The sequence below is a fragment of the Burkholderia sp. WP9 genome, assembly GCF_900104795.1.
In the GTDB taxonomy this organism is placed as follows: Bacteria; Pseudomonadota; Gammaproteobacteria; order Burkholderiales; family Burkholderiaceae; genus Paraburkholderia.
In genome coordinates this window covers 140,241-162,649 of the sequence record NZ_FNTG01000001.1, presented here as the reverse complement: position 1 = coordinate 162,649, position 22,409 = coordinate 140,241, and the positions used below count along the sequence as shown (strand labels likewise).

The 22,409-nt window shown below is 62.4% G+C and carries 18 protein-coding genes and 1 tRNA gene; 7 read left to right on the top strand and 12 right to left on the bottom strand.

Translation table 11 applies throughout. The features are described from left to right. Window positions 1–182: 182 nt before the first annotated feature. A complete protein-coding gene (locus tag BLW71_RS00745) occupies window positions 183–845 on the bottom strand; it encodes an RlmE family RNA methyltransferase (RefSeq protein WP_091792604.1) in 663 nt (220 codons plus the stop codon). Between the two features lie 202 nt (window positions 846–1,047). Between BLW71_RS00745 and BLW71_RS00740 the strand changes: the two genes are divergently transcribed. Beyond that, a complete protein-coding gene (locus tag BLW71_RS00740) occupies window positions 1,048–1,575 on the top strand; it encodes a YhbY family RNA-binding protein (RefSeq protein ID WP_091792603.1) in 528 nt (175 codons plus the stop codon). Between the two features lie 146 nt (window positions 1,576–1,721). Here BLW71_RS00740 and BLW71_RS00735 read toward each other — a convergent pair whose 3' ends face one another. From BLW71_RS00735 to gloB, 7 genes are all read right to left on the bottom strand, one after another. Next, on the bottom strand, window positions 1,722–2,231 hold the full coding sequence (locus BLW71_RS00735) for a DUF4149 domain-containing protein (protein ID WP_091792602.1): 510 nt from the start codon (window positions 2,229–2,231) through the stop codon (window positions 1,722–1,724). A 20-nt stretch (window positions 2,232–2,251) separates the two neighbouring features. Further along, window positions 2,252–2,728 carry a transcription elongation factor GreA gene (gene greA, locus BLW71_RS00730; protein WP_091792601.1) on the bottom strand — a complete coding sequence of 159 codons (477 nt, stop codon included), beginning with the start codon at window positions 2,726–2,728 and terminating at the stop codon, window positions 2,252–2,254. Window positions 2,729–2,879: 151 nt separating this feature from the next. After that, complete coding sequence (gene carB / locus BLW71_RS00725) at window positions 2,880–6,134, bottom strand: carbamoyl-phosphate synthase large subunit (protein ID WP_091792600.1); 3,255 nt, start codon at window positions 6,132–6,134, stop codon at window positions 2,880–2,882. Between the two features lie 198 nt (window positions 6,135–6,332). Continuing rightward, window positions 6,333–7,487, bottom strand: a complete 1,155-nt coding sequence (gene carA / locus BLW71_RS00720; RefSeq protein WP_091792599.1) for a glutamine-hydrolyzing carbamoyl-phosphate synthase small subunit — start codon at window positions 7,485–7,487, stop codon at window positions 6,333–6,335. A 502-nt stretch (window positions 7,488–7,989) separates the two neighbouring features. Beyond that, window positions 7,990–9,234: an MFS transporter gene (locus BLW71_RS00710; protein ID WP_091792597.1), complete on the bottom strand. Its 1,245-nt coding sequence runs from the start codon at window positions 9,232–9,234 to the stop codon at window positions 7,990–7,992. A gap of 212 nt (window positions 9,235–9,446) precedes the next feature. Next, window positions 9,447–11,141, bottom strand: a complete 1,695-nt coding sequence (locus tag BLW71_RS00705) for a transglycosylase SLT domain-containing protein (RefSeq protein ID WP_091792596.1) — start codon at window positions 11,139–11,141, stop codon at window positions 9,447–9,449. A 156-nt stretch (window positions 11,142–11,297) separates the two neighbouring features. Then, window positions 11,298–12,089 carry a hydroxyacylglutathione hydrolase gene (gene gloB, locus BLW71_RS00700; RefSeq protein ID WP_091792595.1) on the bottom strand — a complete coding sequence of 264 codons (792 nt, stop codon included), beginning with the start codon at window positions 12,087–12,089 and terminating at the stop codon, window positions 11,298–11,300. A gap of 19 nt (window positions 12,090–12,108) precedes the next feature. Between gloB and BLW71_RS00695 the strand changes: the two genes are divergently transcribed. The 5 genes from BLW71_RS00695 to BLW71_RS00675 all read left to right on the top strand — a co-directional run bounded on the left by BLW71_RS00695 (window position 12,109) and on the right by BLW71_RS00675 (window position 16,799). Then, window positions 12,109–12,951: a class I SAM-dependent methyltransferase gene (locus tag BLW71_RS00695; RefSeq protein WP_091792594.1), complete on the top strand. Its 843-nt coding sequence runs from the start codon at window positions 12,109–12,111 to the stop codon at window positions 12,949–12,951. Next, window positions 12,948–13,394 (top strand): ribonuclease HI, encoded by a 447-nt coding sequence (gene rnhA, locus BLW71_RS00690; RefSeq protein ID WP_091792593.1) that lies wholly within the window; start codon window positions 12,948–12,950, stop codon window positions 13,392–13,394. The genes BLW71_RS00695 and rnhA overlap by 4 nt, the downstream gene beginning before the upstream one ends. 80 nt (window positions 13,395–13,474) lie before the next feature. Next, entirely contained in the window at window positions 13,475–14,209 is a 735-nt protein-coding gene (gene dnaQ / locus BLW71_RS00685; RefSeq protein WP_091792592.1) for a DNA polymerase III subunit epsilon, read from the top strand. Between the two features lie 48 nt (window positions 14,210–14,257). Beyond that, window positions 14,258–14,332, top strand: a tRNA-Val gene (locus BLW71_RS00680). A 589-nt stretch (window positions 14,333–14,921) separates the two neighbouring features. Next, window positions 14,922–16,799 (top strand): ABC transporter ATP-binding protein, encoded by a 1,878-nt coding sequence (locus tag BLW71_RS00675; RefSeq protein WP_091792591.1) that lies wholly within the window; start codon window positions 14,922–14,924, stop codon window positions 16,797–16,799. 185 nt (window positions 16,800–16,984) lie between these two features. On the opposite strand, the gene BLW71_RS00670 is transcribed toward BLW71_RS00675, so the two are convergent. The 4 genes from BLW71_RS00670 to BLW71_RS40655 all read right to left on the bottom strand — a co-directional run bounded on the left by BLW71_RS00670 (window position 16,985) and on the right by BLW71_RS40655 (window position 20,472). Next, a complete protein-coding gene (locus BLW71_RS00670) occupies window positions 16,985–17,449 on the bottom strand; it encodes a DUF2214 family protein (RefSeq protein WP_091792590.1) in 465 nt (154 codons plus the stop codon). A gap of 151 nt (window positions 17,450–17,600) precedes the next feature. Further along, complete coding sequence (locus BLW71_RS00665) at window positions 17,601–18,455, bottom strand: hypothetical protein (RefSeq protein ID WP_091800193.1); 855 nt, start codon at window positions 18,453–18,455, stop codon at window positions 17,601–17,603. Window positions 18,456–18,705: 250 nt separating this feature from the next. Next, a complete protein-coding gene (locus BLW71_RS00660) occupies window positions 18,706–19,770 on the bottom strand; it encodes a glycosyltransferase family 4 protein (protein ID WP_091792589.1) in 1,065 nt (354 codons plus the stop codon). Window positions 19,771–20,175: 405 nt separating this feature from the next. Next, complete coding sequence (locus BLW71_RS40655) at window positions 20,176–20,472, bottom strand: hypothetical protein (RefSeq protein WP_143048270.1); 297 nt, start codon at window positions 20,470–20,472, stop codon at window positions 20,176–20,178. Here BLW71_RS40655 and BLW71_RS00655 point away from each other — a divergent pair. Continuing rightward, window positions 20,428–22,299 (top strand): ABC transporter ATP-binding protein, encoded by a 1,872-nt coding sequence (locus BLW71_RS00655; protein WP_177204938.1) that lies wholly within the window; start codon window positions 20,428–20,430, stop codon window positions 22,297–22,299. The two genes, BLW71_RS40655 and BLW71_RS00655, sit on opposite strands and share 45 nt — an antisense overlap. The last annotated feature ends 110 nt before the right edge of the window (window positions 22,300–22,409 follow it).

The following is a 22,409-nucleotide window of genomic DNA, read 5'->3' as shown; positions in this document are numbered from 1 at the left end:
CTCCTTCACTTAGACGGGCGCCTACATTTGCCTTGCGGCACCACGAAAGCATTCTAATCCAGTCCGCAGACCCCTGCCATAAGGTTTCACTACCACAGAAATAGGACAGCGTGCCATTGCAGCACCCGTTTCTGAAGTCGTGATCGCATTAACGGCAGATGCGGAACCTTCCTGCAGCGCCTCTATGCGGGCCGCTTGAGATGCTTACCCAAAATAAACGTTTCTGACGATTTGTCCCGCGACGCTTTCGGCTTGCGGGCCCCCACTACCTTGAACTGATGCTTGAACTTTTCGACAATCTGGCTGTAACCGCTGCCGTGAAAACATTTGACTAAAAGGGCACCATCCGGTTTCAGGTGATTTTGTGAGAATTCCAGCGCGAGATCGCATAGGTGCTCGATTCGCGCGGCATCCGCCACCGCCACTCCCGACAGGTTGGGCGCCATATCCGAAATTACAAGATCTACCTGACGTTCGCCGACCAATTCTTCCAGTTGCGCCAGAACCGAGTCTTCGCGGAAGTCACCCTGAATGAAGTGAACGTCGGCGACCGGCTCCATTGGCAGCAGGTCGAGCGCGATGATCGTGCCGTCGATCCCGCCTTCGCGCTCGGCGTCGCGTTGGGCGCCCTTGGCAAGTTTGTTGCGCGCATACTGGCTCCAGCTACCCGGCGTCGAGCCAAGGTCGACGATGACCTGCCCCGGGCGGATCAGCTTGTCCTGTTCGTCGATTTCCTTGAGTTTGTAGGCCGCGCGGGCGCGATAGCCCTCCCGCTGCGCCATTTTTACGTACGGATCGTTGATGTGGTCATGCAGCCACGCGGTGTTGAACTTGTTTTTTGCCATTAAACGTTGAACTCTTGCTGCGTGATGTCACGCTTTAGCGGATAATACGCGGTTAATTCGCGCGGCCACCGCCAAAACTGGCGGCCATCCGCGATTCTGTTGTTCTGACGCGCCGCCCTGCCGAATCGCCTCGATCAAGTCAATCGAACGACTGTACCGGGGAACGCAGGTGCCGCCATTTTAGTCGAGTCTCCCACTTTCCATGCCCGCCCTCAAAGTCTCTTCCGACCAACGCGCCGAGTTGCGCTCCCAGGCACATGCGCTCAAACCGGTCGTACTCGTCGGCGCCGAAGGCTTGACCGACGCCGTGCTCTCCGAGATCAAGGTCCACCTTGGCGCTCATCAGCTCATCAAAATCCGCGTGTTCGGCGACGAGCGCGAAGCGCGCCTTGCGATCTACGAAGAAATCTGTGACAAGCTGAACGCCGCGCCGATCCAGCATATCGGCAAGCTGCTGGTGATCTGGAAGCCGGAAGCCACACAGCCGGCGGTGAAGGCCAAACGCGGCGCACTGCCGAGCGCGCGCGAAGCCGCTGTGGAAGCCAAACCGGGCAAAGGCCGCGCGCCACGCGTCGTAACGGTCGTCAAGCCCAGCGAAATCCCGATGCGCAAACCGAAGGCAAAAGCAGTCGTGGTGCGCGGCAATGAACGTGTTACCCAAGGCGGCAACATCAAGCGCGCCAAGAAGCGCCAAAGCAGCGCGAAGCGCGCGCATCAGTCGTCGAAATAAGCGATTGATGAGAGGTGCGGGCGAGTCCCGCATCTCGGCGTTGCCTGCCGAACGCGTCTTTCAAGCTCAACATCGTGCTCAGCGAAAGAAACCGCCGCCGAGTCGATTTGCCCAGACGCTGCGAAGCGCCCCACTGGTTCGCAACGTCAGCCAGTGACCTTGCCCGCTGTGTTGCGGGTACCTTGCTCCGCCGCCGCAACACCTGCGCCCGCAGGTAACTTCCACACGAGCGCCACGCCCAGCAGGCTTTCGATCAGATAAAACAGACTCGACACGCCGTGCAGGATGCCAAAGCGCGTCGCATAAGCCGAATGGCCGACGTCGCTGCCCGCTTCGAGCGCGGCGATGCGCATGGCATTCATGAACGGCTGCAACGCGAAGTAGCCAACGAGCACGCAAACGAGCATGCCGGCGATCAGCCAGCGCAAGCGTCGATAGGCATCGCCGCCGCGGCGAACCAGTACGTTCGCAAGACCGAGCAGCAAAATGCCGCACACCGCACCCAGCACGCCTTCAATGCGAAACAGTTGCGCCGCGACCGCGCCCGCCGTCACTCGGTCGAGCGAGCTGAACAGCACGGGTGCAACGGCATAGCCGATAGTCAGCAGACTACCGACCCACACCACCGTCAATAACCGGAACAATCGATGCGGCATCTGGGGCACCAGGGGCGCGTTCAAACGTAGCTGACTGCGATGATTTCGTATTCGCGCACGCCGCCCGGTGCCTGCACGGACGCAACGTCGCCTTCCGACTTGCCGATCAAGGCACGCGCGATCGGCGAGCTGATCGAGATCAGGCCATGATCGATGTCCGCTTCGTCGTCGCCGACGATCTGATATTTGACGGACGCGCCCGAATCCAGGTCTTCCAGTTCCACCGTTGCACCGAACACCACGCGACCGTCCGCTTCCACCGCTGACGGGTCGATCACTTGCGCACCGGCCAGCTTCGATTCGATTTCGGCGATACGGCCTTCGATGAAGCCCTGCTTTTCCTTCGCCGCGTCGTACTCTGCATTTTCCGACAGATCGCCCTGGGCACGCGCTTCCGCGATCGAATTGATCACCGAGGGACGCTCAACCGATTTCAGGCGCTGCAATTCATCGCGCAACATTTCCGCGCCGCGCTTAGTCAATGGAACAGTGCTCATAAACAACTCTATGCAAAAAACAGCCGTAAAAAAAATCACCGCGGTTAAGTGCATTCCGCGGGGGCCAGAGCGCCGGGCAAAACCCGGTGCCAAGCACCTGCGGAACGCCGCTTAACCGCGGCACTTACATCTTGGACAGGTATTCGAAGCCTTAGTTTAGGCGAGCGTGGAGGCCTTGTAAATCATAGACTTCCAGGTCCTTCAAATAGCGCAAACCTTCCACTGCGGCCCGCGCGCCGGACATGGTCGTGTAGTACGTGACCTTGTTCGCCTGGGCGCTCATGCGGATCGAACGCGAATCGGCGATCGCGGCGCGGGTTTCGTCGACGGTCGTGAAGACCAGCGCGATCTCACCATTCTTGATCATGTCGACGATGTGCGGACGGCCGTCCTTCACCTTGTTGACGACCTTGACCGGCACACCGGCCGCTTCGATGGCCGCGGCCGTACCCTTGGTCGCGACGATCGGATAACCGAGTTCGTGCAGCATGCGTGCGACTTCGACGGCCTTCGGCTTATCGGCGTCCATCACAGTCAACAGCACCGTGCCCGACTCCGGCAAACGCGAACCCGCCGCGAGTTGCGACTTGAACAAGGCTTCGCCGAAGGTCTGACCCACGCCCATCACTTCGCCGGTCGAACGCATTTCCGGTCCGAGCACCGGATCGACTGCCGGGAACTTGACGAACGGGAACACGGCTTCCTTCACGCTGAAGTACGGCGGGTCGATCTCTTTCGTCACGCCTTGCTGCGCCAGCGTCTGGCCGACCATTGCACGCGCGGCGATTTTCGCGAGCGGCAGGCTGGTCGCCTTCGACACGTACGGCACCGTACGCGAAGCACGAGGATTCACTTCGAGCACGTAGATGATGTCTTCTTTCGAACCGTCCGCCTGCGGCACCTGCTGGATCGCGAACTGCACGTTCATCAGGCCGACCACGTTCAGCGCCTTCGCCATTGCGCCCGTTTGACGCTTCAGTTCCGCGACGGTTTCCTTCGACAGCGAATACGGCGGCAGCGAGCACGCCGAGTCGCCCGAGTGCACGCCAGCCTGTTCGATGTGCTCCATCACGCCGCCGATGAAAACGGCTTCACCGTCGGAGATGCAATCCACGTCGCATTCGATCGCGTCGTTCAGGAAGCGGTCGAGCAGCACCGGCGAGTCGTTCGACACCTTCACGGCCTCGCGCATGTAGCGCTCGAGGTCGCGCGGCTCGTGGACGATTTCCATCGCTCGGCCACCCAACACGTACGACGGACGCACCACCAGCGGATAGCCGATTTCGTCGGCGAGCTTGAGCGCTTCGTCTTCGGCGCGCGCGGTGCGATTCGGCGGCTGACGCAGACCGAGGTCCTGCAGCAGCTTCTGGAAACGCTCGCGGTCTTCCGCGGCGTCGATCATGTCCGGCGACGTGCCGACGATCGGCACACCGTTCGCTTCGAGATCGAGCGCGAGCTTCAACGGCGTTTGACCACCGTATTGCACGATCACCCCGACGGGCTTTTCCTTGTCGACGATTTCGAGCACGTCTTCAAGCGTCAGCGATTCGAAGTACAGACGATCGGACGTGTCGTAGTCGGTCGAAACGGTTTCAGGGTTGCAGTTGACCATGATCGTTTCGTAGCCGTCTTCGCGCATGGCGAGCGCGGCGTGCACGCAGCAGTAGTCGAACTCGATGCCCTGCCCGATCCGGTTCGGGCCACCGCCCAGCACCATGATCTTCTTGTTGTTGGTCGGGTTCGCTTCGCACTCTTCCTCATAGGTCGAGTACATGTAAGCGGTTTTCGTGGCGAACTCGGCCGCGCAGGTGTCGACGCGCTTGTACACCGGGCGCACGTTCAACTCGATACGGCGTTGACGCACTTCCGCAGGCTTCGCGCCGAGCAGTTTCGCGAGACGCCGATCCGAGAAGCCGCTTTGCTTCAGGTACTTCAGCTCTTCCTTCGAAAGGCTCCCGAGTGTGCGGCCGGCCAGCGCCTTTTCCTTCAGGATGATCTGTTCGATCTGCGCGAGGAACCACGGGTCGATCGAGGTTTCCTCGAAAATCTCTTCAGCCGTCATGCCGACACGGAACGCGTCGCCCACGTACCAGATACGATCCGGGCCGGCTTCGCCGATCTCGCGGATGATCTCGTCACGGTTGTCGGTCTTTTCGTCCAGACCGTCCACGCCGACTTCGAGACCGCGCAGCGCCTTCTGGAACGACTCCTGGAAGGTGCGGCCGATTGCCATCACTTCGCCGACCGACTTCATTTGCGTGGTCAGACGCGAATCGGCTTCGCGGAATTTTTCGAACGCGAAACGCGGGATCTTGGTGACGACGTAGTCGATCGTCGGTTCGAACGACGCCGGGGTCTGGCCGCCGGTGATTTCGTTCTTCAATTCGTCCAGCGTGTAGCCGACGGCGAGCTTGGCCGCGACCTTGGCGATCGGGAAACCCGTTGCCTTCGAAGCCAATGCCGACGAACGCGACACACGCGGATTCATTTCGATCACGATCATCCGGCCGTCTTTCGGATTGATCGAGAACTGCACGTTCGAACCGCCGGTGTCGACGCCGATCTCGCGCAGCACCGCGAGCGATGCGTTCCGCAGGACCTGATATTCCTTGTCGGTGAGCGTTTGCGCCGGGGCAACCGTGATCGAGTCGCCGGTGTGGATGCCCATCGGGTCCAGGTTTTCGATCGAGCAGACGATGATGCAGTTGTCCTTCCTGTCGCGGACCACTTCCATCTCGTACTCTTTCCAGCCGAGCAGCGACTCTTCGATCAGCAGTTCGCGCGTGGGCGACAGGTCGAGACCGCGCTTGCAGATCTCTTCGAACTCGTCGCGGTTATACGCGATACCGCCGCCCGAGCCGCCCAGCGTGAACGACGGACGAATCACCACCGGATAACCGCCGCTGCCGGTTTGCGCGGCGATGTCGGCCTGCACCTGCAGCGCTTCTTCCATGGAATGCGCGGTGCCCGATTTGGCCGAACCGAGGCCGATCTTGGTCATCGCGTCTTTGAACTTCTGGCGGTCTTCCGCCTTGTCGATCGCTTCCGGCGACGCGCCGATCAGTTCGACCTTGTACTTTTCCAGCACGCCGTGCGCGTGCAGATCGAGCGCGCAGTTCAGCGCGGTCTGGCCGCCCATCGTCGGCAGGATCGCGTCCGGGCGCTCCTTCGCGATAATGCGCTCGACCACTTCCCACGTGATCGGCTCGATGTAGGTCACGTCGGCCGTGTTCGGGTCGGTCATGATCGTCGCCGGATTGCTGTTGACGAGAATGACCTTGTAGCCTTCCTCACGCAGCGCCTTGCATGCCTGCGCGCCCGAGTAGTCGAACTCGCACGCCTGGCCGATGATGATCGGACCCGCGCCGATGATGAGGATGCTCTTGATGTCTGTCCGCTTGGGCATAACGCTCTCGCTAATGTATTCCTGAATTCTTTCCGTCGGCGCGCGCTGCTGTTACGCTGCGCGCGCTCTGCTCTGTCTGGTCCGGCTCGCCGCGTGTTCGCCGCGTGTTGGTCGCGTGTTCGTCGCGCATACGCCGCTTGTGCGTCGATCACGCGCGGCGCGGCGCGAGCCGTGCGCCGCCGAGACTTTGATGCTGCTTTATGCCGCAGCGGTCTTGCCGGCCTTCTTCGTGTCCATCAACGCCGTGAAGCGGTCGAACAGATAGGCGATGTCATGCGGGCCAGGCGACGCTTCCGGGTGACCCTGGAAGCAGAACGCCGGCTTGTCGGTCAGCGCGAAGCCCTGCAGCGTGCCGTCGAACAGCGAGACGTGCGTGGCGCGGGCGTTGGCGGGCAACGTGTCGGCGTCGACCGCGAAGCCGTGGTTCTGCGACGTGATCACCACACGGCCGTTGTCCAGATCTTTCACAGGATGGTTCGCGCCGTGGTGGCCAGTCTTCATCTTCATGGTCTTGGCGCCGACCGCGAGGCCCATGATCTGATGGCCGAGGCAGATGCCGAAGGTCGGAATGCCACGCTCGATCAGCTCCTTCGTGGCGCGAATCGCGTAGTCGCACGGTTCCGGATCGCCCGGGCCGTTCGACAGGAATACGCCGTCCGGATTGAGCGCGAGCGCGTCGGCCGCAGTGGCTTGCGCCGGCAGCACCGTGACGTGGCAGCCGCGTTCAGCCAGCATGCGCAGGATGTTGTACTTGACGCCGTAATCGAACGCCACGACGCGGTACTTCGGCGCGGTTTGCGTTCCGTAGCCCTCGCCCAGACGCCATTCGGTCTGCGCCCACTCGTACGATTCCTTCGTCGACACGACCTTCGCGAGGTCCATGCCCGCGAGGCCCGGGAACGAGCGTGCGAGTTCGATGGCGCGGGCTTCGTCGTCCGAACCGGCGAGGATCGCGCCGTTCTGCGCACCCTTGTCGCGCAGAACGCGAGTCAGCATGCGGGTATCGAGACCGGCGATGGCGACCACGCCTTCGTCCTGCAGATATTGCTGGAGCGTGCGCTCCATGCGGAAGTTCGACGCGAGAACCGGCAGATCACGAATGATCAGGCCGGCGGCATGGACTTTCGTTGCTTCGACGTCTTCGGCGTTCACGCCGACGTTGCCGATATGCGGATACGTGAGGGTCACGATCTGGCGCGCGTAGCTCGGGTCAGTCAGGATTTCCTGATAGCCGGTGATAGCGGTGTTGAACACGACTTCGCCGATGGTATGCCCGGGGGCGCCGATCGAGTAACCACGAAAGACCGTGCCGTCGGCGAGCGCGAGCAGAGCGGGAGAAAATGACGGCAACACGGGAGACTCCTTGGGGAACACCCTGTTGCCGACCTGTCTATCCGACTGCGAGCCGCAGCGAGACGCATCCGGGATGCGCGCGCAGACTCGCTCGCGAACTGCCGTTGACGTTGCAAGGGGCGCGATGGGTCCATTGTGTGGACGGATCGGCTGGGGGCGAAGCCCTGCTTGCTACGCCAGTGGCGCGCGGCGGATGAACGGTATGGGAGAGGTAGGCGCTAGGGTGCGGGTTGATAAGCTCAAACCTTGAAATTATAGCGTGAAAACGCCCTTCCGTCCAAATCCGAGATGGCAAGCGAGCTTGGGAAAGCACGCCTGAAAGCCGCTCAAAGCCTCGCTGCGTCTGGCGCGGCCGACATTCGACATAATTTCCACGGGTTCGAATCGGGATAGTCCAAGCCTGGTGTCGACGGTCACCAGAATTACTCCGGCGGACTGCTCAGAGTGGCGAATCGACGCGGCTGGCAGCATCGAGGCGTGCTCGAGACAGTGTTTAGCGAACTCAAGCTTCCTGTTCGAGGTGGACTTCAGGCGGACACAGCTGTTTTTTGCGGCCAGGCAATACGTACCAGATCGCGCTCAGCATCTGCAGCGCGACCAGAATGCCCCACGCGGTCAAATGCGCGGCCGCCGGGTAATGGCCACCACTCGCCGGCCAACGTGAAAGCACCGCGCCCACGCCGATCTGGAAGCCGAAAATCAGCAGGAAGATGATCAACGTCAGTGTGGTGTTCACCCGGCCGATCATCTGCGCGGGGAAGTGCCGGGCCATGACCGCGTAGCTGAGAATGCCCGTGCCACCAAAGATCCCGTACGCCGCCCACAAGAGAGCCGCGGGCAGCGGCGCCTTGAACATGATCAGCAACTGCGTCAGCACATACAGCGCCATGCCGACGCCGCAAAACGCATGGAGCGAGATGCCGCGCCGCTCGAGACCGCGCGCCGCCGCGCCGAAGCCCACGCAGCCGGCCATCATCGCGAAGCCGAGAACCGACACGAGCGCTGCCGCCTCGCGCGGCCCGAAGCCCTGCACGTCACGCAACCACGCGCCGACCCAAAGCGACTGCATTGCATAGAAGACGCCTTGCGTGACGACCGAGAACGACGCGATCTTCCAGAACGCCGCGCTGCGCAAAATATGCAGCGTGCCTTTGAACTGCGCGCCGAGACTCGCCTGGTGATGGGTTTCCTTCGTGTCCGGAGCGAGCGTCCATTGCGCCAGCGCGACGAGCACGGTCAGCAAGCCCAGCCCGACGCAGACCATGCGCCAACTGGCAAACGTCAGCACCCACGTCAGCGGCGAGCCGACCATCACGCCGCCGAAGCCGCCGATCGCCATCACCAGTCCGTTCATTAAGGGCAGGCGTGCCGGCGCAAAGTGTTGCGCCAATGCCTTGAATGCGGCGCCGAGACAGACGGAGACACCCACGCCGATCAGCAGCCGCCCCGCCATCATCGCGCCGACGCCCTGCGCGGCGCCGAACACACCGATGCCGAGCGCGGCAAACAGCAGCGTGGCGGCCGTGACCCGCCGCGCGCCGAAGTGATCGAGCAGGACGCCGGCTGGAATCTGAGCGCCCGCAAAGCCAAGAAAATAGAGACTGGTGAGCAAGCCCAGATCAGCCGCCGACAAGCCGAGATCACGGGTAATGAACGGCGCAAAGCCGAGGTTGACGCCGCGAAACACGTAGGAAACGAAATAACCGGCGGAAAACAGCAAAAAGACGCGCAGCTGGGTCGACGACATAAGCTCCTGGATCAGGCGGCTGGCCGGATCAATTTGATCCAAAGCACGAACGATAAAGGAAAAGCGCCGGCTTTACCCAAAATGATCTGCAGAATGAAAAACGCCGTCACCACAGGTGACGGCGTTGGAAAAAGCACGGTGCGTGATCGGAGCGCAATTCATGCGCTGCCCCCGCAACGCATGTGGTCACTACCGTGTGAGCCGCTATTGGTCTACTTACCCTTCTTCGCGTTGGCCGCGGTCTTCGGGCGGCTCTCTGCCGCAGCCTTCGACGCCTTGCTGGACGTGGAAGCCGATACCTTGGTCACCTTGCCCTTACTGGCGCTCGATGCCGTCGGCTTGCTGACTTTGCCTGCCGGCTCGGAAACCTTCACCACGCCTGACCGGCCACGACCCTTCTTATTATCGTAGCGCGAATCGCTTCTCGTGTCCGCGACACGGGTGCCGATCTTCTCGACGCCGCCGCCCTGCACGTCCGTCGCGATGCGCTCAGGGCCCGGTTCGCTCGGCATGGCCTTGCCGACCGGCACGTGCAGCACGATCACCTGGCCGCGCGAGACACTGTCCCGGTGCGTGCGGTTCCATGCCTTCAACTGACCGATCGACACGCCGTAACGCACGGCAATGGCAGCCATAGTCTGATTGCGGCGCACGCGAATCAGCATCTTGCGCGTGTCGGGGACGTCGGGTTCCATTGCCAGCACCGCGCTTTCAGCCACGTCCGCGCTGATGTCTTCGTCGTCGTCCGAACCGCGCGGCACGACGATCGTGGAGCCGGGTTTCAGGCGCATGCCGACGGGAATCTTGTTCACTTCCATCAGCGTGTCGGCATCGACACCGATTTTCTGCGCGATCGCCGCCGGCGCCGCGCGCTCGGTGACCGTATACGTGGTCCACGACGACAGCGAGCCGGAGTAGGTCTTCAGATTGCGTTCGAACGCGCTCGCGTTGTCGAACGGCAGCAGGATCTGCGGCTGCGTGGCGCCGAGAATGACCGGCTTTCTGAACGACGGATTCAACGAGCGGAACTCGTCCGTGGAGAGATTCGCAAGCTTGGCGGCCATGTCCACGTCGATATCGTGCGAGGTGGTCACCGTCACGAAATACGGGTGGTTCGGAATGGACGGCAGCGCGAGCCCGTACATTTGCGGGTTCATCACGATGTTCTTCACCGCCTGCAGCTTGGGCACGTAGTTACGTGTCTCGTTAGGCATGCGCAGGCTCAGGTAATCAGTCGGCAGACCCGCCGCTTCGTTACGCGCGATCGCGCGCTGCACGTTGCCCTCACCCCAGTTGTACGCCGCGAGCGCCAACTGCCAGTCGCCGAACATGTCATGCAGACGCGACAAATAATCGAGCGCGGCACTGGTCGAGGCCAGCACGTCGCGGCGCTCGTCCTGCCACATGTTCTGCTTGAGATTGTAGGTGCGGCCCGTGCCCGGCATGAACTGCCACATGCCGGCCGCCTTCGCTACCGACAAAGCCTGCGGGCTATACGCCGACTCGATGAACGGCAGCAACGCGAGCTCGGTCGGCATATGGCGCGCTTCGAGCTCTTCGACGATGTGGTACAGGTACTTCTGCGAACGCTCGGTCATGCGTTGCACGTAATCGGGACGCTGCGCATACCAGTTCACCTGCATGTCGACGAGGTCGGTTTGCAGGTCCGGCATCTGGAAACCACGGCGAATACGGCCCCAAAGATCGGCGTCGGCGCTCGTCAACTGCGTGACGGAGCCCTGGTCGACGTTAATCGTTTCTTTGGCGGTGGCGCTCTTGCGAAGGGCGTCGGCTACGGCTTGCTGACTGGCGGGATTTGTTGCGGTGGAAAGGCTACTCGTCGTTGGTCCCTGGCTCGCGCAGGCGGCGAGCGTCAGAACCAGCAACGCACTTAAGATAAATCGCATGAACGTCTCGGCTTCCACAAGGGCTGGAATTTGCAGCCGATAGTACGAAACGGCAACGTTTACGTCAATCGGAAAATTACGAAAAAATCAAGTAAATCTTGGGCTTGGCGAATTTTTCCGATTCTTCGCGTGAACAACACCCTTCATTGGAACGGGTCAACGGAAGCGGTTTTTCCATTCGCGCATCAACGTAAAGGCCGTCAATCGATCGGGCACTTTTTCGTGCAACTGCTCTTGCAGGCTCGCCTGGACTGCCGGATTATCAGCGCGCAAAAACGGATTCACCGCGCGTTCGTGGGCGATCGTGGTGGGCAGCGTCGGCACGCCGCGCGCGCGCAATTCGCTCGCCTTATCCCGCCAGGCTTGCAGTTCAACGTTGGCGGGTTCGCAGGCGAGCGCGAAGCGGATATTCGAGAGCGTGTACTCGTGTGCGCAATGAACCTCGGTCGCGCCGGGCAGCGCGGCAAGCGCGTCCAGCGAAGCGAGCATCTGCTTCGGCGTGCCTTCGAACAGCCGGCCGCAACCGCAGGCGAACAGCGTGTCGCCACAAAAAACGTGCGGCGTGCCGCGCGGGTCGGCCGCCTGAAAGTAAGCGATGTGCCCGCTCGTATGACCTGGCACATCGAGCACGCTCAATTCGAGCGCGGGGGCCGCAATCGACACGTGATCACCATTTTTCAGACGGCGCGTGAGATGCTCGATCGCCTCGCCCGCCGGGCCGTAGACGGGCACGGCCTGGCCGTTCAGCAGATCGGCCACCCCGCCGACGTGGTCTTGATGATGGTGCGTGAGTAAAATAGCGCTCAGCCGCCAACCCCGCTTCGCCAGATAAGCTTGCACGGGGGCGGCCTCACCCGGATCGACGACGACCGCATTGTGTCCGTCGGAGACGACCCAGATGTAATTGTCATCAAACGCCGGGACCGGTACGTACTCGAGCGCATTCATAGGCGACGCATTCTCTGATATGACTGATCGAGCGATTATAGACTGGCCCGCGTGGACCGATTCGCCGCCTGGCCGCTACGTGCTCGAGTGGGAACAGACCCAGCTCGATCGCGTGGTGTCGGACGTGTTCGGTTACCATGCGCTGCAACTCGGCCTGCCGCAGCTCGACGCATTGCGCGAAAACCGCATGCCGTGCCGCGGGCTCGTGCTCGACGCCGCGAGCGGTGCGAGCGCGCCTTACGCTTTTCCGCGCGGGCTGGGGCATGGGCTCAGCAACGGCGCCGCACAAGGCGGACTTGCAGGCCTGCCGGCGCCGGTCGGGCGCAGTGCCGTGTGGTGCGACCTGCTGGACTTGCCGTTCGAAGCACAGAGCGTCGATCTGATCGTGATGCCGCACACGCTGGAATTCACGAGCGACCCTCACCGTCTTCTGCGCGAAGCCGAGCGCGTGCTGATGCCCGAGGGCCAGTTGATTATTTTGGGCTTCAACTCGCTGTCGCTCTGGGGCGCGCGGCAGTCGGTCGGCAAGATGACCGGCCGGCCTTTCGTGCCGGCGGCTGTCGACCTGATTGCCTTCACGCGTCTTAAAGACTGGATCAAACTGCTGGGCTTCGACCTTGAACGCGGTCGCTTCGGCTGCTATCGTCCGCCGCTTGGCAGCGAACAATGGCTGTCGCGCTACGGTTTCATGGAAGCCGCCGGCGACCGCTGGTGGCCGATCTTCGGCGCCACCTACATGATCAAGGCGATCAAGCGCGTGCGCGGCATGCGCCTCATCGGCCCGCTGAAAGTGAAGAAACCCGTCCTCGCCGCAGGCCTCGCGCCCGCCGCCACACCGAATACACGCAACCACACTCAATGACTTCCGATCTCATCGATATTTATACCGACGGCGCCTGCAAGGGCAATCCCGGCCCCGGCGGCTGGGGCGCGCTGCTGCGCTTCGGCGACCAGGAAAAAGAACTGTTCGGCGGTGAACCCAACACCACCAACAACCGCATGGAACTGATGGGCGTGATCGCCGCGCTCGAAGCGCTCAAACGCCCCTGCAAGGCGGTCGTGCACACCGACTCGCAGTACGTGCAGAAAGGCATCAGCGAATGGATCCACGGCTGGAAGAAAAAAGGCTGGATCACCGCCGCCAAGCAGCCGGTGAAGAACGCCGATCTGTGGAAGCGGCTCGACGCGCTCGTCGCGCAACACGAAATCGAATGGCGTTGGGTGCGCGGGCATAATGGCCACCCGGAAAACGAGCGCGCCGATCAGCTGGCCAATCGCGGCGTCGCATCACTCGCGCAGATTTGATTCTTGCTGCGACGGCCGTGCCGGCTAGCCGCGCGTGCCATCTTTTTTTGCTGCAATTTTCTGAGGCAGGCTAATCCGACATGCGTCAACTCATCCTCGATACCGAAACCACCGGCCTGAATCCCCGCACCGGCGACCGGATTCTCGAACTCGGCTGTGTCGAACTGGTGAACCGCCGGCTCACCGGCAACAACCTGCACTTCTATATCAACCCTGAACGCGACAGCGATCCGGGCGCATTGGCCGTTCACGGCCTCACCACCGAATTCCTGAGCGACAAGCCGAAGTTCGGCGAGATCGCCGATCAGTTCCGCGATTTCATCCAGGGCGCGGACCTGATCATTCACAACGCACCGTTCGATATCGGCTTTCTGGATGTCGAGTTCGCCCTGCTCGGCTTGCCGCCGGTGAACACCTACTGCGGCGAAATCATCGACACACTGGCGCGCGCCAAGCAGATGTTCCCTGGCAAGCGCAATTCCCTCGACGCGCTGTGCGATCGCTTCGGCATCAGCAACGCGCACCGCACGCTGCACGGCGCGCTGCTCGACTCGGAACTGCTCGCCGAAGTCTATCTGGCGATGACGCGCGGCCAGGAAAGCCTCGTCATCGACATGCTCGGCGATTCACATGCCGGCGGCGATGCGCGCGCACCGCGTGTCGCGCTCGACTCGCTGGATCTGGTCGTGCTCACCGCCAGCGACGACGAACTGGCCGCGCACCAGGCGGTACTCGACGGTCTCGACAAGGCGATCAAGGGCACGAGCGTGTGGCGACTCGAACCGGCGCCGACCGCGGATGAGCAAACCGCTTAAAAAGTACTGGACGAGTGCAAAAATCCCTGACATAATTCGGCTCTCTTCGGGTGGTTAGCTCAGCGGTAGAGCACTGCCTTCACACGGCAGGGGTCACTGGTTCGATCCCAGTACTACCCACCAGAATTTTGGTGTGTCGATCACCGAAGACTAAAGGGCTTACGCAGAAATGCGTAAGCCCTTTTTCATTTGCGGCCGTCGGTTGCTGTGCGCTGCTGCGAGCTTTTGCTGCACGCCGAAAACCGTATGGAATGCCAGGTAGATCTCGGCGTGCTCTGCAGCGGTTGAGCCACTCGCCTCGCTCCAAACGATTTGCATCGATCAAATCGAAGCAGCGTCACAAGACCTCGCATCGCGCTTTGCCGTCAACACCGAATCTTCGTACGTTTGCGGGCGCCGAATACTGCTGATATAGTTGGCACTCGGGCATTCGCCCCGTCCTTTTTCTTCACTTCATTCGACCACAGGGAGGCGCCACATGTTTGCAATGCGTATCGCCGCCCCTGGCATGGTTTCGCGAGCGTTGTCGCGACCTTAAGTTTCTCAGGTTGCTCATTCGCTGCTCACGCGGTTCCGCCTGAAAAGGCGCTCCGCGCAATTCCCAGACAGTCCGCAGTTCCATCGCCCGTGCATAGCGGCGCGTTTTGACTGTCTCGTCCTTTCGCTTCTGACTGGAACCTCGGTGCGCTCATGCGTCACCGGGTCGTGGCAAATGACCAGAAAAAAACTCGACTTTCGCGGACAGGCCTTCAAGGACGTCCTCGGCTTTACCTTCCATCATTGGGCGCAGCAGCCCTGGCGCATTCTCGTGATTACGGGGCTGGTGCTGCTCTCCGCGTTGGCCGACGTGCTCACGCCGATGTTCGCCGGACGTCTCGTCGACGCCATCGCGTCGGGCGCGGCCAGCAACGCAGTGGCCTGGCACGCGGCAGTGACGGCGTTCTGCGTGCTGAGTGCGCTCGGCCTCGGCGCCACGCTGCTGCGGCAAGGCGTGTACTTCAATATCATCAGGCTCACGCTCAAGATGATGAGCGAGATCGCCGCGAACGCGTTTCATCGGGTGCAACGCTTCTCGACCGACTGGCACGCGAACAGCTTCGCCGGCTCCACGGTGCGCAAGATCACGCGCGGCATGTGGGCGCTCGACCTGCTCAACGACACGCTGCTGATCGCGTTGTTGCCGTCGCTCGTCATGCTGGTCGGCGCCACGACCCTGCTCGGTTGGCGCTGGCCGATGATGGGCGCGGTGGTCGGCATCGGCTCGGTGCTGTATATCGCGGTGACCGTAGCCATGTCGCTCGGCTTCGTGGCGCCGGCTGCGCGCCTCGCAAACGCATGGGACACGCGCATGGGCGGCGCGCTCGCCGACGCAGTCAGCTGCAACGGCGTAGTCAAGGCATTCGGCGCAGAAGAGCGCGAAGAAGCGCTGCTCGCGCGCGTGATCGGCAAATGGCGGCATCGTACGCGCCGCACGTGGATGCGCGGCACGATCAACGGCGGCGTCCAGGGCGGCATGCTGGTGGCGATCCAGGCCGCCATTCTCGGCGCGGCGCTGCTGTTGTGGGCGCGCGGCGAGGCAAGCGTCGGCGACATCACGTTCGCGCTAACCATGTTTTTCATGCTGCAAGGCTATCTGCGCGACGTGGGCATGCACATCCGCAACCTGCAACGCTCGGTCAACGACATGGAAGAACTGGTGTCGCTGGAAAGCCAGCCGCTCGGTATCGAGGACCGGCCCGGCGCAGGTCCGATCGTGATCGGCAAAGGCGAGATCCGTTTCGAGCACGTCACCTTCCATTACGGCGCGAGCGGCCAGCCGCTGTACGACAACTTCTCCGTGCGTATCGCGCCGGGCGAGCGCGTCGGACTGGTCGGGCATTCGGGCTCGGGGAAAACCACGTTCATCAAGCTGATCCAGCGGCTCTATGACATTTCGGAAGGCCGCATCACGATCGACGGTCAGGACATCGCCCGGGTGAGGCAGGCGTCGCTGCGCAGCCAGATCGCGATCGTTCAGCAGGAGCCGGTGCTATTTCACCGCTCGCTTGCCGAGAACATTGCGTATGCGCGGCCCGGTGCGAGCCGCGCCGAGATCGAACGCGCCGCGAAGCTCGCGAGCGCGCACGACTTCATCGCGGCGCTGCCCCATGGCTACGACACGCTGGTCGGTGAACGCGGCGTCAAGCTGTCGGGCGGCGAACGTCAGCGCGTGGCCATCGCACGGGCATTTCTCGCCGACGCACCGATCCTGATTCTGGACGAGGCGACGTCGAGTCTCGACAGCGAAAGCGAAGTGCTGATCCAGCAAGCCATGGAGCGGCTGATGATGGGCCGCACGACGTTGGTGGTGGCGCACCGTCTTTCCACCGTGCGCGCGCTGGACCGCTTGCTGGTGCTGGATAAAGGCAAGGTGATCGAGGAAGGCAGTCACGACGCGCTGATCCGACTCGAGAACGGCCTCTACCGGCGGCTGTTCGAGCGTCAGGCACTGGAACTGATCAAGGGGCTGGGCGAGCCGGAACTCGCGAATCATGCCTCGCGGCCGAGTGCGATCCGCACGGACGATTCCAGCTTGCTGGTCGGGAAGTAAATGATGCTAGTCGTGTGGGATGTCCGCTGGAAACCGCCGGTGTGAGCCGGCGGTTTTTGGGGGCCTTGGGGCGGTTTTTAGGCAGTTTTTAGGCAGCGTTTTGCCGCCAATCGTTTTCCCATGCACTCAACGATCTCCTGAGCGCCGCTCTCCGCAAGCGTCCAACCACCCTTCAGCAGCCCCGGCTACACCGCGCCCGCCGGCAACCCCACCCCGCGCGCCATCCCGGTGGCCGCCAACACCACAACCACCATCAATATCGTCTGGATCACGCTGAAGCGTGCGTAGGAGCGCGCCTTGTGCAGATCGGGCGCGGCGCCTTTTCTGATCGCGGCCCGCCAGCGCATCAGCGCAAGCATCGACGGCACTTCGAGGATAAGAATGACCACGACCAACGTCATCTTGAGGTGAAAGAGCGGCTCGTGGAGATAGTAATCGGCGCCCTTTTCAAACCCGCCGAAAGCGCGCATCAACCCGGTGACGATCAGCACCAACGCCGAGATGCCCCAGCCGGTATCCGCCCGGAAAACGGATCGTAGCGCGGCTGGCACCGTGGCGCGGCGCAGCGCCCATGTGCGCCGCAGAATCGACGCGAGTGCGAAGCCATAAGCAAGCAGATGGATGGCGGCAAGCAACCAGCGAACCAGCATGGCGACTCCTGCAAAGGACGCAATACGATCGTTGTATGTCTCACTCGCCCGCGCTGAAGCGCCGGGCGCCATGACTTCATTATCGACTACGGCTCAATTTACAACGCCTGCTTCGACCACAGGGTGTGGCCAACTGCACAAACCGGCAGATTCAGACCTGCTGCAACGATGTGTCAAGCGCACGGGCGGCGACCCGATCGCGTTCGGTCGTCAGCGCGGTACGGAACACGGTTTGGCGATTGTGACCCGCCGCAGCCGGCGAATCCCACAGCAATTCGATTTTCGGACGGCGACCGAACGCGCCACGCGCAAGCGACGGCGCAGCGGCCGCCCCGAGTGACGCGCCGGAGCCGCCCGGCTCGCCCGCGGCGCTGAACGCCACTGCGGGCGTGGGCGTCGGCGTGGGTCGCGCGGCTTGCCCGGCAGCCCAGCGCACGGACAATTCGCGCGCGTCGTACTGCCCCACTTTGCGGCGCTCCGCCCACACAATGACCGTGCGCGTGACCGGGTCGAGCGAAACGGCATAGCGGCCGATCGCAAACCGGCGCGCGGCGATATTGGTACGCCACAGCGCGCGCGGGCGGCAGATCCACAGCACGGCCGCATACAGCGCCGGCGCGGCCAGCAACCAGCCGTTGGACGCCGCCACCGCGTTGGCGGCGCGGCGCCAGCCGGCGCTCGCCGCGAACGCACCGACCGACCAGACTGCAAAGAGGAAGCCGAGAAAAGCAAACAGACGCAACGCTTGCCGCAGCCATTGCGGCAGCGGATGAAACGGACGCTCGGCGACAGCGCGCGCGCCCGGCAGGAAAATCAGAAGGAACAGGAAGACGAGGTTGATGCACGCCCAAGGCGAGGACACCATGGCCAGCAGCGATGCGCCCGCATCCATCTGCGCCATGGAAAAGAGCCAGCGAGCGAGGAGCACGAGACCGATGGCGCGCAACGCGAAAATCGTTCCGGCGCCAGGCGCCGCGTTCGCACGCGTCTCTTTCGTTCTCGCCAAGGCATCCTCCTGTCGTCGGCGGCGCCGCAGCCAAATTTGCGGCACGGCCATTATAGGGATTTTACGGAGAGCGGCTCATTCTTAACGGCCGAAACCGCTCACTTTCGTCGGTTCATTGAAAAAAGCGCGGCGCGCTTGCAACAACGCCCCGTGGGCCGGTGGCACACGGGGCGTTGCTGGAGGCTGACAGAGCACCGCAAAGCGCTCCTCAACCGAATCGACTCATCTGTTGCGCATGAACCGACGGCGATTAGCCGGCGTTGACTTCGCGCAGCACGGTGCGGTGCTTCTGACGCAGCAGTTCTTCGTAGGTGGCGACGTAGTTCTGCGCCATGACCTTCGACGAAAAGCGCGATTCGAACGCCTTGCGCACGTTGGCGCGCGACAGCGTGTGCAGACGCTTGACCGCGGCGACCGCGCTGATTTCGTCTTCGACGACGAAGCCCGACACGCCGTTTTCGATCACTTCCGGCACCGAACCGCGGTTGAACGCGATCGCCGGCGTACCGCACGCCATCGCTTCGATCATGACCAGACCGAAGGGCTCCGGCCAGTCGATCGGGAACACCAGTGCGTGCGCATTGCCGAGGAACTCACGCTTTTCGGCTTCGCCGATTTCGCCGATGTACTCGACGTGCGGGAGCGCCATCAGCGGCTTGATCACTTCTTCGTAATAGGCACGGTCGGCCTTGTCGATCTTGGCGGCGACCTTGAGCTTCATGCCTGCCTGGCCGGCGATGCGGATCGCGCGGTCGAGGCCCTTCTCCGGCGAGACGCGGCCGAGGAACGCGAGATAGCCCGGTTCGACATTATCGATCGGCGTGAGCACGTTTTCCGGCAGACCGTGATAGACGGTTTGCAGCCAGTTCGCCTGTTGCAGCGGAATACGCTGGTTGTCCGAAATCGACACCACCGGCACGTCGCTGAACGTATTGAAGATCGGCTGCAGTTCCGGCAGGTCGAGACGGCCGTGCAGCGTGGTCAGGAACGGCACCGGCTGGCGGGCGAACAACGAGAACGGGTAGTAGTCGATGTGGAAATGCAGCACGTCGAATTCGTCCGCGCGGCGGCGCACTTCTTCCAGCAGCAGCATGTGCGGCGCCATCACGTCACGGATGGTCGGGTCGAGGCGCAGCGCCTGCGGCCAGAAAGCTTCGAGTTTCGCGGAGGTTTGCGAATCGCCGCTCGCAAAGAGCGTGACGTCGTGGCCCTGCTCGACCAAAGCCTCGGTCAGGTAGGACACCACACGTTCCGTACCACCATACAGCTTGGGAGGAACCGCCTCGTGCAACGGAGCGATTTGAGCGATTCGCATAATGAAGAACTCCTCGTAAAAAATCAGGCAAAGGTACTGCGTTTGGTAAAAGCGACTCGCTTGCTCGCCAGGGCAGTCTGGCCGGATATGCCGGCGCGGGCCTGATTCTTTCGAGAAATCCTGCGATGGATCGCTTGGGTAGTGAGCCCAGACTGGTTGTCAGCGTCTGTGCATGTGCCGGTAAACGCACGCAAGACACCTACGTTGACAAACTGTCAGAAATTTCGGTGGGCCTACAGAGCATGCATTATCAATGCCGGGATTCTCGCTGCACCACAACATTTCAAAGTCTTTACGTTGTTACAAAGGCGAAACACTTTGCAAACCCTTGTTTTCTAAGACAGTTCTACAGTGACAACTGGTTTGCAGCGCAGCAACGCCAGAACGGCGCGGTAAGGTCCCGAGTCAACTTTGCCGGCAAGCATTGAAGAAATGCCGCGCCGCAGTTGAATGCAATTTGTAATTATATCCTGAGTTGGTTCCGCGACCTGCGGCAACCTGACCCGCTGGCGGGTCCTGTCGCGGCAGGTTTCGAACGTCCATCGCGAGATCAATCGCGCCAAGGCCCGATAACACAGGGCGCAATCGCTTTTGCATGTTTACAATGCGAAGCATCGGCTTCGCGGCGAACCGTTTCTGACGTGGCCCGCGCTTTGCATGCACAACCCCGAACCCATCGACCTTCACGATCAATTGGAACATTTAACCGTCGCCCAGCGTAATGCCCAGGACGCAAAGCTTGCGAGCTATGCGCACCGGCCGCTCGCGTTTCTTTTCCGCTTCATTCGCCGCCATCCGCTCGCGCATGCGATCGTCCTGTGCAGCGTGTTCGCGGCCGTCGGCTGCGCGCTCGCTTCTCAGTATGCGATCAAGCATCTGATCGACGTGCTCGGCGAAGGCCGGCATCATCCCGGTCCGCTGTGGGGCGCATTCGCCATCCTCGTCGGCCTGATCGCCGCCGACAACCTGTTGTGGCGTGTCGGCGGCTGGGTCGCCGCGCATACGTTCGTCGCCGTGACCGGCGATCTGCGGCGCGACCTGTTCCAGTATTTGAGCGGCCATTCGCCGACCTATTACTCCGAGAAACAGCCGGGCATGCTCGCAAGCCGGATCACGGCCACCTCGAACGCGGTCTACACGGCGGAGAACACCACCGCCTGGAACGTGCTGCCGCCGTGCATCGCGGTGCTCGGCGCCATCGTCATGATCACCGCCGTGAATCCGCTGATGGCCGGCGGCCTGATGCTGTGCTCGGCGATTCTGTCGGTCGTGCTGTACAAGCTCGCCGGCCGCGGGTCGGCGCGCCATCACCATTTCGCCACCAAGGCGGCTTCGGTGGACGGCGAGCTGGTCGACGTGATCAGCAACATGGGCCTCGTGCGCGCTTTCGGCATGACCTTTCGCGAGCAGCAGCGTTTCGGCGCAACGGTCAAGGCCGAGATGGACGCGCGCCAGCAAAGCCTGCTGTATCTGGAAAAGCTGCGCCTGCTGCATGCCGTGATCACCGCGCTGCTGTCGGCGGGCTTGCTGGGCTGGGCGTTGCACCTGTGGGATCAAGGCCGGGCGACCTCCGGCGACATCGTGCTCGTCAGTTCGCTCGGCTTCACGATTCTGCACGGCACGCGCGACCTGGCCGTGGCGCTCGTGGATGTCACGCAACACGTGGCGCGTCTCGCGGAAGCCGTCCGGACGCTGCTCGAGCCGCACGGCATGCCGGACCGCGACGATGCGACCGAGCTGGTGCCGCAAGGCGGGCGCATCGATTTCGAAAGTGTCACGTTCGCCTATCCGCGCCGCCGCCCGATTCTCGACCATTTCGACCTGCATATCCAACCCGGCCAGCGCGTCGGCCTGATCGGCAAGTCGGGCGCGGGCAAATCCACGGTGCTGGCACTGCTGCAGCGTTTCTATGAAACCCAGGGCGGCGCGATCAAGGTGGACGGCCAGGATATCGCCGCAGTCACGCAGGACAGCCTGCGCCACGCGATCGCGCTGGTGCCGCAGGACATCTCGCTGTTCCATCGCACGGTGTACGAAAACATCGCCTATGGGCGTCCGGAGGCAACCCGCGAAGAAGTGCTCACGGCCGCTCGCGAGGCGCGCTGCGCGGACTTCATCGAGGCCATGCCGGAAGGCTACGACACGATCGTCGGCGATCGCGGCGTGAAGTTGTCCGGCGGACAGCGTCAGCGGATTGCGATCGCGCGCGCGATCCTCAAGAACGCGCCGATCCTGCTGCTCGACGAAGCGACTTCGGCGCTCGACAGCGCGTCGGAAGAAGCCATTCAGAAGGCGCTCGACCGGTTGATGGTCGGCCGTACCGTGGTTGCGATTGCGCACCGTCTGTCCACGCTGAACAACTTCGACCGGATCATCGTGATGAGCGCCGGCAAAGTTATCGACGACGGCAGCCCGGACGAGTTGCGCCAGCGCCCGGGCCTGTACCGCGATCTGCTCACCAAGCAGTATGGCAAAGGCACGACGCTGCATATCGGCGGCAAGAAGGTCGACGAACAGCACGTGGTCTGAACCCACGCGCGGGCATGCTTAGAGCCGGGGTCGCAACGACAGCGCCCAGCGCCAAAAGAAAAGCCGCTCGAAGAGCGGCTTTTCTGCTTTTCACACCGCCGGTTGCCAGC

Bases quoted from the DNA above. Each gene is read 5' to 3' on its own strand.
- BLW71_RS00745 (WP_091792604.1), bottom strand. From the start codon at position 845: ATGGCAAAAAACAAGTTCAACACCGCGTGGCTGCATGACCACATCAAC.
- BLW71_RS00740 (WP_091792603.1), top strand. From the start codon at position 1,048: ATGCCCGCCCTCAAAGTCTCTTCCGACCAACGCGCCGAGTTGCGCTCC.
- BLW71_RS00735 (WP_091792602.1), bottom strand. From the start codon at position 2,231: ATGCCGCATCGATTGTTCCGGTTATTGACGGTGGTGTGGGTCGGTAGT.
- greA (WP_091792601.1), bottom strand. From the start codon at position 2,728: ATGAGCACTGTTCCATTGACTAAGCGCGGCGCGGAAATGTTGCGCGAT.
- carB (WP_091792600.1), bottom strand. From the start codon at position 6,134: ATGCCCAAGCGGACAGACATCAAGAGCATCCTCATCATCGGCGCGGGT.
- BLW71_RS00710 (WP_091792597.1), bottom strand. From the start codon at position 9,234: ATGTCGTCGACCCAGCTGCGCGTCTTTTTGCTGTTTTCCGCCGGTTAT.
- BLW71_RS00705 (WP_091792596.1), bottom strand. From the start codon at position 11,141: ATGCGATTTATCTTAAGTGCGTTGCTGGTTCTGACGCTCGCCGCCTGC.
- gloB (WP_091792595.1), bottom strand. From the start codon at position 12,089: ATGAATGCGCTCGAGTACGTACCGGTCCCGGCGTTTGATGACAATTAC.
- BLW71_RS00695 (WP_091792594.1), top strand. From the start codon at position 12,109: ATGACTGATCGAGCGATTATAGACTGGCCCGCGTGGACCGATTCGCCG.
- rnhA (WP_091792593.1), top strand. From the start codon at position 12,948: ATGACTTCCGATCTCATCGATATTTATACCGACGGCGCCTGCAAGGGC.
- dnaQ (WP_091792592.1), top strand. From the start codon at position 13,475: ATGCGTCAACTCATCCTCGATACCGAAACCACCGGCCTGAATCCCCGC.
- BLW71_RS00675 (WP_091792591.1), top strand. From the start codon at position 14,922: ATGACCAGAAAAAAACTCGACTTTCGCGGACAGGCCTTCAAGGACGTC.
- BLW71_RS00670 (WP_091792590.1), bottom strand. From the start codon at position 17,449: ATGCTGGTTCGCTGGTTGCTTGCCGCCATCCATCTGCTTGCTTATGGC.
- BLW71_RS00660 (WP_091792589.1), bottom strand. From the start codon at position 19,770: ATGCGAATCGCTCAAATCGCTCCGTTGCACGAGGCGGTTCCTCCCAAG.
- BLW71_RS00655 (WP_177204938.1), top strand. From the start codon at position 20,428: ATGCACAACCCCGAACCCATCGACCTTCACGATCAATTGGAACATTTA.
- BLW71_RS40655 (WP_143048270.1), bottom strand. From the start codon at position 20,472: ATGTTCCAATTGATCGTGAAGGTCGATGGGTTCGGGGTTGTGCATGCA.